The sequence below is a fragment of the Serratia sp. ME47 genome, from assembly GCF_903970925.1.
GTDB lineage: Bacteria > Pseudomonadota > Gammaproteobacteria > Enterobacterales > Enterobacteriaceae > Serratia > Serratia ureilytica.
The window spans coordinates 298,260-312,542 of the sequence record NZ_CAJCKE010000001.1; the positions used below are offsets into that span (position 1 = coordinate 298,260).

A 14,283-nucleotide genomic window follows, 5' to 3' on the forward strand; every position below is an offset into this window, starting at 1 on the left:
ATTGACGCCCCCAAACCACTGCTCAATTTACCATCACATTATTAAGGAATTTCTTATTTTAACGAGCCCCTAAAATGCGCCTGCTATACTGCCACTTCATACAAATGGGCAACATAAAAGCGAACCTAAAATGCGACGAAAAAGCACCTTCATCGAAAAATTAAAGTCTGTGGCAGAAACATTGATTCTCACAACATGCCTTATGTGGCTTCTTTATGAATCATTACAATGGTCACTTGCTCTTGGCGAACTTTAATTAGAAAATCTAATCAATCACTCATCAGTACTCTTTCTGCGCTCACATCATCAGAACACGCCTCCCTATTTCATGGTCTTTCTGGCGAGCCCCATCGGCCAAAATCATTAGCGAACCTATCCAATCATTCGCAGACTACTTAACATACTCTATAACCCTATGAATATGTTGTTATTAATGATGGATTTTTCCAGCCTGGTGAAGTAAGATATCGCGCGCCTCCCTGCTTTTTATAACTAATTAAATCTTAAGCCAGGTGATGGTACACAGGATAAGTAATTTAGGGAATATAATGTGAACATATTAAGTTTTGTTTGGCTGGCTCTTGCTTTCGCCACTTTTTTCCTACACCACAGAACTATTTTTGCCCTGCTGATACTGGCTTCAATATTTCAATCAAGCGCTATTATCAATACAGGGAATAATAGCCTGCCTGTATTTTATTTCATTGAACTAGTGTTGATTATAAGGTTTATTTTCACCTCCAAGGACAGTGAGTCCGTGTTGAACATCAAGCACAGGGTCTTTATTCAATCCTTGGCGTTGATTATACTATTTTGGTTCACTACTTATGCCTTCACCCATCTATTTGAGGGAATGAGAGTCTACTCCTCTGCTTATAGCTTTGAAGCTAACTATGCAAATAAAGGCTTCTCGCTTATATGGGGGAACAACAATGTTAAACAACTGGCGCTGATTACTCTAAACCTATTGACGTTGTATGTTATTTATGTAAAACGCCATGAAATAACGGCAGAGTATGCACTAAGAGTCATCATTTTCACTACGCTGGTCTTCTCCGCTTACTGCTTAGTCTGGCTTCTGGCCAGACCGGTCGCGCATGCTATACAGGTTATAATGTATAATAGTATGCATAATGCCAATGCTATTTTCGACTCCAGACTGAGCGGCACCTTTGGTGAGCCTTCATTCGCCGGTATTTTCATCGGCGCAACGATAGTCCCTCTCTTGATGGCCAAGGGATTCCGATTGAAACTGCTCTCTATCTTAATGATGCTTTTCCTGATTAAAAATGGCTCTACATCAGGTTATTTCACCCTACTTACATCACTGTGTGGCACATTCATTTTCAGCCCGCGTTTCAATCTGGTAAAGAAAGTTCTATTTTCAATTTCACTCATCATTGTTTCAAAGCTCACTTTTATTTTATTCCTGGATAAAATAACAGCGTATGCAGATAAAAAAGCGCAAACGGTCTCTAACCTCGTCCGTTCTGCCTCCAACTACAATGCTCTTGAAATTATGTACAATACATTTGGGCTGGGAGCTGGCATCGGCAGCGTGCGAATCTCATCTCTCGCGCTTTCTCTCATTGCTAACTTTGGGGTAATAGGGTCGTTCCTATTAGTCGGTTTTATCATATCCAAGATTATTCGCTCCCAAAGAAACATTATCGGCAGCGAGGCCCATTCAGTGCTTAAATTCATGCTTTTCTCGGCATTTTTAGGCTCTTGTGCTGCCAACCCCGACTACTCTTGCGGGTTCATCTGGGTGCTCATATTCTGTTGTTTATTAACGGGGAAAACACAGCCTGCGGCGCTGAGTTCGCCGCACAGCAAATAAATCCAACGTCCGCCTGTCGTTAACGTTTGCCGATACATGCAAATTTCAGGTTATCGAGGTTCGCGTCAGCCTGATCGGCAGCTCAGCCACCAGTTTGTCCACCGCCAGCCGCACCTTGAGCGGCTGGTAAGGCATATAGGGCCACACCACGTTGACCGGGAAACTGAGGTTGGACTCACCGCGCATGATCTCCACCAACGTCCCCGCCATCAGCCGCTCGCGCACCAGCCACTCCGGCAGCCAGGCAATGCCGGCGCCGGCGGATATCGCATCGACGATCCCCTGCATATCATCCATCATCATCTTGGCCGGGGGGCTGAATGATTGCAGCTCACCGTTTTCGCCACGCAGCTGCCACGGCAGCACGGCGCCGGCGTGCAGATACCCCACCGCCTGATGCCGGCTTAACGCTTCCACCGTGCTCGGCTCGCCGCAGCGCCGCACGTAGTCGGGCGACGCGCACAGGAGCATGCCATGTTCGCCTAGACGTCGGGCAACCAAACTGCCGCTGTCCGCCAGTTCGCCGATGCGCACCGCCAGATCGAATCCCTCGTCGACGAGATCGATCCTGCGGTCGCTGAATGAGATTTCCAGCGTCAGTAACGGATGCTCATTCGCCAGCGCCGTCAACAAGGGCGCAATGCACAGGTGGCCGAACAGCACCGGCACCGAGACTCTGAGCCGGCCGCTGACCTGCATCTTGCCGCTGTCGAGCTGGTTTTCCGCCGCCTGAACGTTCGCCAATGCCTGGCGACAGTGTTCATAATACAGCGCGCCTTCGTCCGTCAGGCTCAGGCTGCGCGTCGTGCGCATAAACAGCATCACGCCCAGCCTTGCCTCCAGACGCGACACGATTTTGCTGACCGCAGAACGCGTCAGATGCAGTTTCTCTGCGGCGGCGGCGAAACTGCCGCCTTCCGCTACGGCAACAAAGGCCGGCAGCGCACTCAGATCGCTTTTCATCTTAATGTTGCCAATATGGAATCAATTAGGTGAAAACCTATCACCACTGGTGAACCTTAAGCAATGATAACCTGCAGTCATTCCGGAGTCCCCGGTGAAAACCACAGATTACCGTCAGAGGACAGCAGCATGAAAAAAATACTGGCTCTCAAATCCAGCATTATGGGAAATAACTCGCAGACCAATAACCTGATTGACCGCTATCTGGCGGCGCGCAAAGCGAAAGGATACGACGATCGGATCGTCGAACACGATCTGACGGCGCTGGATCTGCCGGTGTTGGACGGCGAGCTGTTCAGCGCGCTGCGCGGTGCGGAAAATGTCAGCCCGCGCGCCAAAGCCACGGTGGCGCTCTCCGATCAACTGATTGCCGAACTGAAAGAGAGCGACCTGTTGCTGATCGGGGCGCCGATGTACAACCTCAACGTGCCGACTCAGCTGAAAAACTGGTTCGATCTGGTGGCCCGCGCCCGGATGACCTTCAACTATACCGCCACCTACCCGGTGGGGCTGGTGGAAGGCGTCAATGCGGTGGTCTTCAGTTCACGCGGCGGCATACACGCCGGGCATCCGACCGACGCCGTAACGCCCTACCTGCGCTCGGTGCTGGGGCTGATGGGGATCGGCGACGTGCAATTCATCTATGCCGAAGGGCTGGACATGAAGCCGCACGGCCGCGACCAGGGGCTGGCAAGCGCCCACCAGCGCATCGTGGCGTTAGCAGGCTGAGGCAAACGCACGGCAGCATTGATTTGTTATAATATAACAAATATGATATTCGCGTTGATGCACCTCGAACGTGCGTCGGCGCTCCTACATCACATAAATGTTTTATCGCACCTTCAGCCAGCTATTTCGATAGCTGGCTTTTTTTGTCCATCGACTGGCGTCACGGCTTCAGTCTTACCGGGCGGCGCGTTTCATTTCACGCTCGCCGGGCGACTGTGTCTTCACCGACAGCGGCGCGACAAACGCCTTCCAGTCTTTGCCGGCATCCTGATGAGGCGCCGTTTTTTGCGCCGATGGATAGTCATCATTCTGGCCGGCGCATCCAGACAACGCCATCATGGCCAGAGCAAGGCACAGCGATTTACACATTATCCTATCCCTCCTATAACCATCGCCATAGGCTAACGGCGCCAAGCCAAATTTCACTGAAAAATGGACGGTACGTTCATCACACCGGCATATTCATGATGTCCTGGTAGGCCGCCACCAGCTTGTTGCGCACCTGGACGCCCAGTTGCAAAGACACCGACGATTTCTGCAGATCGACCATCACATCATTCAGGCTGATGCCCGGCACGCCAAGCTCAAAGTCCTGCGCCTGTTTGCGCGCCGTCTGCTGGGTGTCGCTGATCTTGCCGAGCGCCGCGGTCAGTTCGCTGGCGAAGCTGATGCCCTGCGGCGCCGCATTTTGCCCCATCTTGCCGGCCTGAACCGCCATGGTCTGCATCTGCTGCAGTACCCCTTCAATGCCCTGAATCGCCATCTGGTCCTCAATCCTCTCGTCTCGCCGGGTGACGTTTTCACCCTGTACTTCTCCAATGATGCACACCCTAGCACAGCGTTTTCGGACCTAAAGCGGTTAATTAACTGCAAAAAACCCGGCTTATCGGGCAATCGGAATTGTCTGATAAGGCGAATAATGGCCTGCCCAGAAATGGGAGCGCCGCTATTTAGAAGATATGTGTATCAGGGAGTCTGTTTTGTCACACAACGCTAACCATACCGTTCATCAGCCTGGCAGGGAGCTGCTCAGCGGCCCGTACGGGATCGTGAGCGCCATTGAAGGACGAGACCTAAAATGAGTGCTTCGATAACCGCCGGCGAAAGCCGCGACAACGGCCTGCAGGCCATCTGGAACCGTCTGCGCGCCAACCCGAAAATTCCGTTGCTGGTCGCCGCTTCCGCCGCGATCGCGATCGTCGTCGCACTGCTGTTGTGGGTGAAAAGCCCCGACTACCGCGTGCTGTACAGCAATCTGAACGACCGCGACGGTGGCGCCATCGTCACCCAGCTGACGCAGATGAATATCCCTTATCGCTTCGCCGAGAATGGCGCAGCGCTGCTGATCCCGGCGGAAAAGGTGCATGAAACCCGTTTGCGCCTCGCGCAGCAGGGGCTGCCGAAAGGCGGCGCCGTCGGCTTCGAACTGTTGGATCAGGAAAAATTCGGCATCAGCCAGTTCAGCGAGCAGATTAACTATCAGCGCGCCCTCGAGGGCGAGCTGTCGCGCACTATCGAGTCGCTGGGGCCGGTGCAAAACGCCCGCGTTCACCTGGCGCTGCCTAAACCTTCGCTGTTCGTGCGCGAACAAAAATCCCCTTCCGCCTCGGTAACGCTGACCCTGCAACCCGGCCGTGCGCTGGACGACGGCCAGATCAACGCCATCGTTTATATGGTGTCGAGCAGCGTCGCCGGTCTGCCGCCGGGCAACGTGACCGTGGTCGATCAGGCCGGCCGCCTGCTGACCCAGTCCGACGGGACCGGGCGCGATCTCAATGCTTCGCAGCTGAAATACGCCAACGAAGTCGAAAACGGCTTCCAGCGCCGCATCGAAGCGATCCTCGCCCCGGTGGTCGGCAGCGCCAACGTGCGTGCGCAGGTCACGGCGCAGATCGACTTCGCCACGCGCGAACAAACCGATGAACAGTACCAACCTAACCAGCAGCCGGATAAAGCCGCCATCCGCTCACAGCAAACCAGCCTGAGCGAGCAGATCGGCGGGCCGCAGGTCGGCGGTGTGCCGGGCGCGCTGTCCAACCAACCGAGCGCTCCGCCTACGGCGCCGATTGAAACCGCCAAGCCGGCGGCGGGCAATAACGCCAACGCCACCGCGCAAAACGCCGCGACCACCCGCAGCGCGGCGGCCAGCGGCGTGCCGCAAAATACCCGTCGCGACGCGACCACCAACTACGAGCTCGATCGCACCATCCGCCATACCCAGCAAAAAGCCGGCACCGTGCAGCGTCTGTCGGTCGCCGTGGTGGTCAACTACCTCGGCGCGGATAAAGACGGCAAACCGCAGCCGATGAGCAAAGAACAGCTGGCGCAGATCGAAGCGCTGGTGCGTGAAGCGATGGGCTACTCCAGCAGCCGTGGCGATACCCTGAACGTGGTCAACACGCCGTTTACCGACGCTCAGGTGACCGGTGGCGAACTGCCGTTCTGGCAAAGCCAGTCGTTTATCGATCGCCTGATCGACGCGGGCCGCTATCTGCTGGTGCTGCTGGTTGCCTGGCTGCTGTGGCGCAAACTGGTGCGGCCGCAGCTGCAACAGCGCCAGGCGGCGCAACAGGCCGCCATCGCCGCCGCCAACGCGCCTGCCGCCAAAGCGGTCGACAGCAGCAAACCGAGCAACGAGGAGCTGGCGCAGCGTCGTAAATCGCAGCAGCGCGTCAGCGCAGAAGTCCAGAGCCAGCGGATCCGCGATCTGGCTGACAAAGACCCGCGCGTGGTCGCTCTGGTAATCCGCCAATGGATGAGTAACGAGATATGAGCCTGACCGGAACCGACAAAAGCGCCATCTTGCTGATGACGCTGGGTGAAGATCGCGCGGCGGAGGTGTTCAAGCACCTCTCCTCGCGCGAAGTACAGCTGCTGAGCGGCACCATGGCCGGCATGAGCCAGGTGTCGCACAAACAGCTCGGCGAAATACTGACCGAGTTTGAAGACGACGCCGAGCAATACGCGGCGCTGAGCGTCAACGCCAGCGACTATCTGCGTTCGGTGCTGGTCAAGGCGCTGGGCGAAGAGCGCGCCGCCAGCCTGTTGGAAGACATTCTCGAATCGCGCGAGACCACCACCGGCATGGAAACGCTCAACTTTATGGAGCCGCAGAGCGCCGCCGATCTGATCCGCGACGAACACCCGCAGATCATCGCCACCATTCTGGTGCACCTCAAACGCGGCCAGGCGGCGGATATTCTGGCCCTGTTCGACGAACGCCTGCGCAACGACGTGATGCTGCGTATCGCCACCTTCGGCGGCGTGCAGCCGGCGGCGTTGGCGGAGCTGACCGAGGTGCTGAACAACCTGCTCGACGGTCAGAACCTCAAACGCAGCAAAATGGGCGGGGTGCGCACCGCCGCCGAGATCATCAACCTGATGAAAACCCAGCAGGAAGAAGCGGTCATCGACGCGATGCGCGAATACGACGGCGAGCTGGCGCAGAAGATCATCGACGAGATGTTCCTGTTCGAAAACCTGGTGGAAGTCGACGATCGCAGCATCCAGCGCCTGCTGCAAGAAGTGGAAGGCGAGTCGCTGCTGATCGCGCTGAAAGGCGCCGAACAGCCGCTGCGCGAGAAGTTCCTCAAGAACATGTCGCAACGCGCCGCCGACATCCTGCGCGACGATCTGGCCAACCGTGGCCCGGTGCGCATGTCGCAGGTGGAGAACGAGCAGAAAGCCATCCTGTTGGTGGTGAGACGCCTGGCGGAAACCGGCGAAATGATCATCGGCGGCGGCGAGGACACCTATGTCTGATCGCATTAACACCCTGCCCTGGCAGCCCTGGTCGCTCAACGATTTGGGCGAACAGAAACCGGCGTTCGAACTGCCGCCGCTGCCGGATCTCGAACACAGCGATCCGTCGCCGGACGCGCAGGCCGAATTGCAACAGCAGTTGGCGACGCTGCGGCTGCAGGCCGAGCAACAGGGCCAGCAGTTGGGCTATGCCGACGGCCAGCAAAAAGGCTATGAGGCCGGTTTTCAGTCCGGTCTGGAAGAAGGCCGTCAGCAAGGGCTGCTGGAAGCGCAGCAGCAGCAACAGCCGCTGACCGCCCACTGGCAGCAGTTGGTCACCGAATTCCAGCACACGTTGGACGCGCTCGACAGCGTGATCGCTTCCCGGCTGATGCAGCTGGCGTTGACCGCCGCCAAACAGGTGCTGGGCCAACCGCCTGTGTGCGACGGCACCGCCCTGCTCGCGCAAATCCAACAGCTGATCCAGCAGGAGCCGATGTTCAACGGCAAACCGCAGCTGCGGGTCCACCCGGACGACTACCCCCGCGTCGAGCAGCAACTGGGGGTTACCCTCAGCCTGCACGGCTGGCGCCTGCTGGCGGACGGCGAACTGCACCCGGGCGGCTGCAAGGTCAGCGCCGAAGAAGGCGACCTCGACGCCAGTCTGGCGACGCGCTGGCATGAACTGTGTCGCCTGGCGGCACCAGGAGAAGTCTGATGACCGCGCGTCTCGGCCGCTGGCTGAGCTCTCTGGATACGTTGGAAAAACGCATCGCCCGCGCGCCGACGGTGCGCCGCTACGGCCGCCTGACCCGCGCCACCGGGCTGGTGCTGGAGGCCACCGGGCTGCAGCTGCCGCTCGGGGCGACCTGCCTCATCGAACGGCGCGACGCGGGTGAAGTGCAGGAAGTGGAAAGCGAAGTGGTCGGCTTCAACGGCCAGCGGCTGTTCCTGATGCCGCTGGAAGAAGTGGAAGGCATCGTGCCGGGCGCGCGGGTTTACGCCCGCATCGCGCCGGAAGGCCAAAGCGCCGGCAAGCAGCTGCCGCTCGGCCCGGCGCTGCTGGGGCGCGTGCTGGACGGCAGCGCCAAACCGCTAGACGGCCTGCCGTCGCCGGAAACCGGTTACCGCGCGCCGCTGATCACCGCGCCGTTCAACCCATTGCAGCGCACGCCGATCGAGCAGGTGCTGGACGTGGGAGTGCGCACCATCAACGGTCTGCTGACCGTCGGTCGCGGCCAGCGCATGGGCCTGTTCGCCGGTTCCGGCGTCGGCAAGAGCGTGCTGCTCGGCATGATGGCCCGTTACACCCAGGCGGATGTGATCGTCGTTGGCCTGATCGGCGAGCGTGGCCGCGAGGTCAAAGACTTTATCGAGAACATTCTCGGCGCCGAAGGCCGGGCGCGCTCGGTGGTGATCGCCGCGCCGGCGGACGTGTCGCCGCTGCTGCGCATGCAGGGGGCGGCCTATGCCACCCGCATCGCCGAAGATTTCCGCGATCGCGGGCAGCACGTGTTGCTGATCATGGATTCCCTCACCCGCTACGCCATGGCGCAGCGTGAGATAGCCCTGGCCATCGGCGAACCGCCGGCGACCAAAGGTTATCCGCCTTCGGTCTTCGCCAAGCTGCCTGCGCTGGTGGAACGCGCGGGCAACGGCATCAGCGGCGGCGGTTCCATCACCGCCTTCTACACCGTGTTGACCGAGGGGGACGATCAGCAAGACCCGATCGCCGACTCAGCGCGCGCCATCCTCGATGGCCACGTGGTGCTGTCCCGACGCCTGGCGGAGGCCGGCCACTACCCGGCTATCGACATCGAAGCGTCAATCAGCCGCGCCATGACGTCGCTGATCGACGAGGAGCATTATCGCCGGGTTCGCACCTTCAAACAGATGCTGGCCAGCTATCAGCGCAACCGCGATCTGATCAGCGTCGGCGCCTACGCGGCCGGCAGCGATCCGTTGCTGGACAAAGCGATGACGCTGTACCCGCAGATGGAGGCGTACCTGCAACAGGGCATCTTTGAACGCAGCGGCTATGATGAAGCCTGTCAACAGCTGCAGCAGTTGATTGTTTAACGTCACAGAGGCGCAGAGCGATGAAATCACAGTCACCCCTGATTACCCTGCGCGATCTGGCGCAGGACGCGGTGGAACAAGCCGCGCAACAGCTGGGCAAGGTTCGGCAGGCGCAGCAGGCGGCGGAGCAACAGCTGTCGATGCTGCTCAACTATCAGGACGAATACCGCCAGAAGCTGAATCATACGCTCTGCGACGGCATGGACAGCTCACGCTGGCAAAACTACCAGCAGTTTATCGGCACGCTGGAACAGGCCATCGACCAGCACCGCCAGCAGCTGCTGCAGTGGGGGCAGAAAGTGGATCATGCGGTGAAGCAATGGCAAGACAAACAACAGCGGTTGAACGCTTTCGAGACCCTGCATAACCGCGCCTTAAATGCGGAGCAGCAGCAGGAGAATAAACGGGATCAAAAACTGATGGATGAGTTCGCTCAACGCAGTGCACAAAGGAATATCAACCCATGAATCTGAACGCCCTGCCCGGCCTGGCCTTACCCGGCGATGCCGGCGGCCTGGCCGAACTGACGTCGGCGCTGGATGAGAGTCAACTGTCAACGGCATTCGCCCAGTTGCTCGGCGCGCGTTTCGCGCCCGCCGCCGATGGCAAACAGCCGCCGGTCGCGCTGAGCGCGGACGATGAACGCGCCCCGGCCCTGAGCCGCAACCAGCTCAATCAACTGCTGGCCGCCTTCGGCGAGCGCGGCGGCCTGCTGGAGAACCCGGCAATCTCAGCCGATGCGCTTTCATCTGAACGCCCCGAGACCGATGCGCCCCTCGCCGGCGATAAACCGGCGCAGCCGCCGATCGCCGCGGCCAAAGAGCTGGATGCCGCGACGCTGCAGGCGCTGTACGCCATGCTGCCGGCCGCGATCGTCGCCCAGACTCAACCGGCCGACGGCCAGCAGCCGCTGCCGGTGGAAAACGCTGACGATGCGACCGCGCTGCAGCCCGGCAACGGCCTGCTGAACATCGCGGCGGCCGGTGATAACACCGCCGCGCGCTCGTCGGCGTCAGCCGCCACGACGGTGACAAACGCTAAAAACCCTGCCCCGGACGGCGATAGCGCCACGGCGGCGCTCCCGCAGCCGACCAGCGGCGAGCGCGCCAGTGCCGCTCAACCGCTGCCGGCGAGCGATACGCAGCAGCCGACGACGCTCAATCACGCCGTCGCCCTGGCCGCCGCCAGCCCCACGCAAACGGCCGCCCCGGCCGGCGCGCTGGTGACCGCACCGCCTACGCCGCAGTTAAACGCGCAGCTGGGCAGCCCGGAATGGCAGCAGGCGTTGAACCAACAGGTGCTGATGTTCCACCGCAACGGCCAGCAAAGCGCCGAGCTGCGCCTGCACCCGCAGGAGCTGGGCGCCTTGCAGATCACGTTGAAACTGGACGATCAGCAGGCGCAATTGCACATTGCCTCCGCCCACGGTCAGGTGCGTGCGGCGGTGGAAGCGGCGATGCCGCAGCTGCGTCACGCGCTGGCCGAGAGCGGCATCAACCTGGGGCAGAGCAGCGTGGGCGGCGAGTCCACCCCGCAATGGCAACAGGCGCAGCAGCAGGCTTCCAATGGCCAGGGGCGTTCCAGCTATGCTGAACACGCTGGCGGCGAGGCTGCGGCCGCGGACGGCGTCAGCGCGCCGGTGGCGTTGCAGCGCATGGCCAGCGCGGTCAACGGCGTCGATATTTTCGCCTGAGCCGCTGCAAACGCCCAAGCTGGCACCCATTTGCGCGTCTATTCAGGCTATTGCACGCCGCGATAGACGCGATAATACCTTTACATGTCATGCGTGCGGCTTTGCCGCGCGCTATGCCCGCCGCCACGCAGGCCGCGGGTGTAACAACAGGAATTAGATTTGGCTATGTCTCAGAACTCCCTTCCGGCAGCACCGAAACGTCCCCTTCTGGTCATCCTGCTGGTATTGATCAGCGTCGTCGCCTGTGGCGCCGCGGGCTACAGCTGGTGGCTGCTGCAACAGCATAAAAACGGCGCCGAACCGGCCGCCGTCAAACAGCAACCGCCGGCCGCGCCGGTGTTCATGCCGCTCGACACCTTTACCGTCAACCTGGTGACGCCGGACAACAACCCGGATCGCGTGCTGTATATCGGCCTCACGCTGCGCCTGCCGGACGAAAGTACCCGCCGTCAGCTGAACGATTTTCTGCCGGAGGTGCGCAGCCGCTTGCTGATGCTGCTTTCCCGTCAGGAAGCGAGTCAGTTGGCCAATGAACAAGGGAAGCAACAGCTGGTGGCGCAGATTAAGGACGTGCTCAGCCCGCCGCTGGTTAAGGGACAACCGAAGCAGGTGGTCAGCGACGTGCTGTTCACCGCCTTCATACTGCGGTAATCACTATGGGCGATAGCATTCTTTCACAGGCAGAGATCGACGCCTTGCTCAACGGCGACAGCGCGGGTGATGAACCCGAAGCGGTGGTCGGCAAAGAGAGCGAGGTCAAGCCTTACGATCCGAACACCCAGCGCCGCGTGGTGCGCGAGCGACTGCACGCGCTGGAAATCATCAACGAACGTTTTGCCCGGCAGTTCCGCATGGGGTTGTTCAACCTGCTGCGCCGCAGCCCGGACATTACCGTCGGCCCGATCAAAATTCAGCCGTATCACGAGTTCGCCCGCAACCTGCCGGTGCCGACCAACCTGAACCTGGTGCACCTGAATCCGCTGCGCGGCACTGCCCTGTTCGTGTTCGCGCCGAGCCTGGTGTTCATCGCCGTCGATAACCTGTTCGGCGGCGACGGCCGCTTCCCGACCAAGGTCGAAGGCCGCGAGTTCACCCCGACCGAACAGCGGGTGATCAAGCGCATGCTGCGCCTGGCGCTGGACGCCTACGGCGACGCCTGGAGCGCCATCTACAAGATCGACGTGGAGTACGTGCGCGCCGAAATGCAGGTGAAGTTCACCAACATCACCACCTCGCCGAACGACATCGTGGTCACCACGCCGTTCCAGGTGGAGATCGGCGCGCTGACCGGCGAGTTCAACATCTGCATTCCATTCGCGATGATCGAACCGCTGCGCGAACTGTTGACCAACCCGCCGCTGGAAAATTCGCGGCAGGAAGACAGCCACTGGCGCGAAACGCTGGTGAAGCAGGTGCAGCACTCCGAACTGGAGCTGATCGCCAACTTCGTCGATATCCCGATGCGGCTGTCGAAAGTCCTGAAGCTGCAACCGGGCGATGTATTACCGATAGACAAGCCGGAACGCCTGATCGCCCATGTGGACGGCGTACCGGTTCTGACCAGCCAATACGGCACGTTAAACGGGCAATACGCCCTGCGTGTTGAACATTTGATTAACCCTATTTTGAATGCTCTGAGTGAGGAACAGCCCAATGAGTGATCCTAAGCAACCGTCTGGCGAAGGAAAGGAATCCGTAGACGATCTGTGGGCTGATGCGTTTAACGAGCAGCAGTCTTCAGAGAAATCCGGCGCGAGCACCGAAGGGGTGTTCAAGTCGCTGGAAGCTCAGGATGCGCTCGGCAGCCTGCAGGATATCGACCTGATCCTGGATATTCCGGTCAAGCTGACCGTGGAACTGGGGCGCACCAAGATGACCATTAAAGAGTTGCTGCGCCTGTCGCAAGGCTCGGTGGTGGCGCTGGACGGCCTGGCCGGCGAACCGCTGGATATCCTGATCAACGGTTACCTGATCGCGCAAGGTGAAGTGGTGGTGGTGGCCGACAAGTTCGGCGTGCGCATCACCGACATCATCACCCCATCCGAACGCATGCGTCGACTGAGCCGCTGATGACCGCCGCGGCGCCCGTTACCGTCCAAAGCACCCAACCGCCCGCCGCGCCGGCCCTGCCGGCCGGTTCGGTGTTGATGCAGGTCAGCAGCGCGCTCGGCGGCATTCTGCTGCTGATCCTGCTGGCCGGTTGGCTGTTCCGTCGGCTGGGTTTCGCCCCGCAGGCGCGCAACAACAAACTGCTTAACCTGCGCGCCAGTTGCCAGGTCGGGCAGCGCGAGCGCGTGGTGGTGGTGGAAGTCGACGACACCTTGTTGGTATTGGGCGTCACCGCCCAGCAGATCACCCCGCTGCACACCCTGCCCGCTCCGCCGAAAGACGCAGGCGAGGCCGACGCGGCGACACCGTCGGACTTCCGCCAACTGATGCAAAAAGTTCTGAAACGCCCGGAAAAATCGGCATGACCTCGACTCTTCATACCCTCGTCCGCCGCCCGGCGGTTTGGCTCCCTGCCGCCCTGCTGTTCATCAGCCCGGCGGCTTTCGCGCAACTGCCGGGGCTGATCAGCCAGCCGCTGGCCAACGGCGGCCAGAGCTGGTCGCTGCCGGTGCAGACGCTGGTGCTGTTGACCTCGCTGACCTTCCTGCCGGCCATGCTGCTGATGATGACCAGCTTCACCCGCATCATCATCGTGCTCGGCCTGCTGCGCAACGCGCTGGGCACGCCGTCGGCGCCGCCGAACCAGGTGATGCTGGGGCTGGCGCTGTTCCTGACCTTCTTCATCATGTCGCCGGTGTTCGACAAGGTTTATCAGGATGCCTATCTGCCGTTCAGCCAGGACAAAATCGGGCTGGAAGTCGCGCTGGATAAAGGCGCGCAGCCGCTGCGCGAATTCATGCTGCGTCAAACGCGCGAAACCGATCTCGCGCTGTACGCCAGGCTGGCCAATCAGCCGCCGCTGGCCGGCCCGGAAGCGGTGCCGATGCGCATCCTGCTGCCCGCCTACGTCACCAGCGAACTGAAAACCGCCTTCCAGATCGGCTTTACGGTGTTCATTCCGTTCCTGATCATCGACCTGGTGGTCGCCAGCGTGCTGATGGCGCTGGGGATGATGATGGTGCCGCCCGCCACCATCTCGCTGCCGTTCAAGCTGATGCTGTTCGTGCTGGTCGATGGCTGGCAGCTGCTGCTCGGCTCGCTGGCGCAGAGCTTCTATTCGTAACCCCTG

The 14,283-nt window shown here is 60.0% G+C and carries 16 protein-coding genes; 13 read left to right on the plus strand and 3 right to left on the minus strand.

Annotated features, from left to right (window positions below; translation table 11 throughout):
- Window positions 1-550 precede the first annotated feature (550 nt).
- On the plus strand, window positions 551-1,840 hold the full coding sequence (locus H7A77_RS01520; protein ID WP_042784808.1) for a hypothetical protein: 1,290 nt from the start codon (window positions 551-553) through the stop codon (window positions 1,838-1,840).
- A gap of 45 nt (window positions 1,841-1,885) precedes the next feature.
- On the opposite strand, the gene H7A77_RS01525 is transcribed toward H7A77_RS01520, so the two are convergent.
- Window positions 1,886-2,803 (minus strand): LysR family transcriptional regulator, encoded by a 918-nt coding sequence (locus H7A77_RS01525; RefSeq protein WP_147880013.1) that lies wholly within the window; start codon window positions 2,801-2,803, stop codon window positions 1,886-1,888.
- A 129-nt stretch (window positions 2,804-2,932) separates the two neighbouring features.
- On the opposite strand from H7A77_RS01525, the gene H7A77_RS01530 reads away from it, so the two are divergent.
- Window positions 2,933-3,532: an FMN-dependent NADH-azoreductase gene (locus H7A77_RS01530; protein ID WP_033650872.1), complete on the plus strand. Its 600-nt coding sequence runs from the start codon at window positions 2,933-2,935 to the stop codon at window positions 3,530-3,532.
- Window positions 3,533-3,706: 174 nt separating this feature from the next.
- Here the strand turns inward: H7A77_RS01530 and H7A77_RS01535 are convergent, their stop codons facing one another.
- Together H7A77_RS01535 and fliE are read right to left on the minus strand one after the other, a co-directional pair.
- Window positions 3,707-3,901 (minus strand): hypothetical protein, encoded by a 195-nt coding sequence (locus H7A77_RS01535; RefSeq protein ID WP_033650871.1) that lies wholly within the window; start codon window positions 3,899-3,901, stop codon window positions 3,707-3,709.
- Between the two features lie 79 nt (window positions 3,902-3,980).
- The gene (fliE, locus tag H7A77_RS01540) at window positions 3,981-4,295 is read right to left on the minus strand and encodes a flagellar hook-basal body complex protein FliE (protein ID WP_182073736.1); all 315 of its coding nucleotides are present in this window, start codon (window positions 4,293-4,295) and stop codon (window positions 3,981-3,983) included.
- Between the two features lie 315 nt (window positions 4,296-4,610).
- Here fliE and fliF point away from each other — a divergent pair, with 315 nt between their 5' ends.
- From fliF to fliP, 11 genes are all read left to right on the plus strand, one after another.
- A complete protein-coding gene (gene fliF / locus H7A77_RS01545) occupies window positions 4,611-6,305 on the plus strand; it encodes a flagellar basal-body MS-ring/collar protein FliF (RefSeq protein ID WP_033650870.1) in 1,695 nt (564 codons plus the stop codon).
- On the plus strand, window positions 6,302-7,294 hold the full coding sequence (gene fliG / locus H7A77_RS01550) for a flagellar motor switch protein FliG (RefSeq protein ID WP_004934775.1): 993 nt from the start codon (window positions 6,302-6,304) through the stop codon (window positions 7,292-7,294). The genes fliF and fliG overlap by 4 nt, the downstream gene beginning before the upstream one ends.
- The gene (gene fliH / locus H7A77_RS01555; protein WP_033643511.1) at window positions 7,287-7,991 is read left to right on the plus strand and encodes a flagellar assembly protein FliH; all 705 of its coding nucleotides are present in this window, start codon (window positions 7,287-7,289) and stop codon (window positions 7,989-7,991) included. The genes fliG and fliH overlap by 8 nt, the downstream gene beginning before the upstream one ends.
- Complete coding sequence (gene fliI, locus H7A77_RS01560) at window positions 7,991-9,352, plus strand: flagellar protein export ATPase FliI (RefSeq protein ID WP_182073737.1); 1,362 nt, start codon at window positions 7,991-7,993, stop codon at window positions 9,350-9,352. The genes fliH and fliI overlap by 1 nt, the downstream gene beginning before the upstream one ends.
- Window positions 9,353-9,372: 20 nt before the next feature.
- Window positions 9,373-9,819: a flagellar export protein FliJ gene (fliJ, locus tag H7A77_RS01565; protein ID WP_182073738.1), complete on the plus strand. Its 447-nt coding sequence runs from the start codon at window positions 9,373-9,375 to the stop codon at window positions 9,817-9,819.
- Window positions 9,816-11,045 carry a flagellar hook-length control protein FliK gene (locus H7A77_RS01570; protein ID WP_182073739.1) on the plus strand — a complete coding sequence of 410 codons (1,230 nt, stop codon included), beginning with the start codon at window positions 9,816-9,818 and terminating at the stop codon, window positions 11,043-11,045. Before fliJ ends, H7A77_RS01570 begins: the two co-directional genes overlap by 4 nt.
- Window positions 11,046-11,210: 165 nt before the next feature.
- A complete protein-coding gene (gene fliL / locus H7A77_RS01575) occupies window positions 11,211-11,696 on the plus strand; it encodes a flagellar basal body-associated protein FliL (protein ID WP_033643515.1) in 486 nt (161 codons plus the stop codon).
- A gap of 5 nt (window positions 11,697-11,701) precedes the next feature.
- Window positions 11,702-12,706: a flagellar motor switch protein FliM gene (gene fliM / locus H7A77_RS01580; protein WP_004934798.1), complete on the plus strand. Its 1,005-nt coding sequence runs from the start codon at window positions 11,702-11,704 to the stop codon at window positions 12,704-12,706.
- Window positions 12,699-13,115 carry a flagellar motor switch protein FliN gene (fliN, locus tag H7A77_RS01585; protein WP_004934799.1) on the plus strand — a complete coding sequence of 139 codons (417 nt, stop codon included), beginning with the start codon at window positions 12,699-12,701 and terminating at the stop codon, window positions 13,113-13,115. Before fliM ends, fliN begins: the two co-directional genes overlap by 8 nt.
- On the plus strand, window positions 13,115-13,519 hold the full coding sequence (fliO, locus tag H7A77_RS01590; RefSeq protein ID WP_182073740.1) for a flagellar biosynthetic protein FliO: 405 nt from the start codon (window positions 13,115-13,117) through the stop codon (window positions 13,517-13,519). Before fliN ends, fliO begins: the two co-directional genes overlap by 1 nt.
- Window positions 13,516-14,277, plus strand: a complete 762-nt coding sequence (fliP, locus tag H7A77_RS01595) for a flagellar type III secretion system pore protein FliP (RefSeq protein WP_033632755.1) — start codon at window positions 13,516-13,518, stop codon at window positions 14,275-14,277. The genes fliO and fliP overlap by 4 nt, the downstream gene beginning before the upstream one ends.
- The last annotated feature ends 6 nt before the right edge of the window (window positions 14,278-14,283 follow it).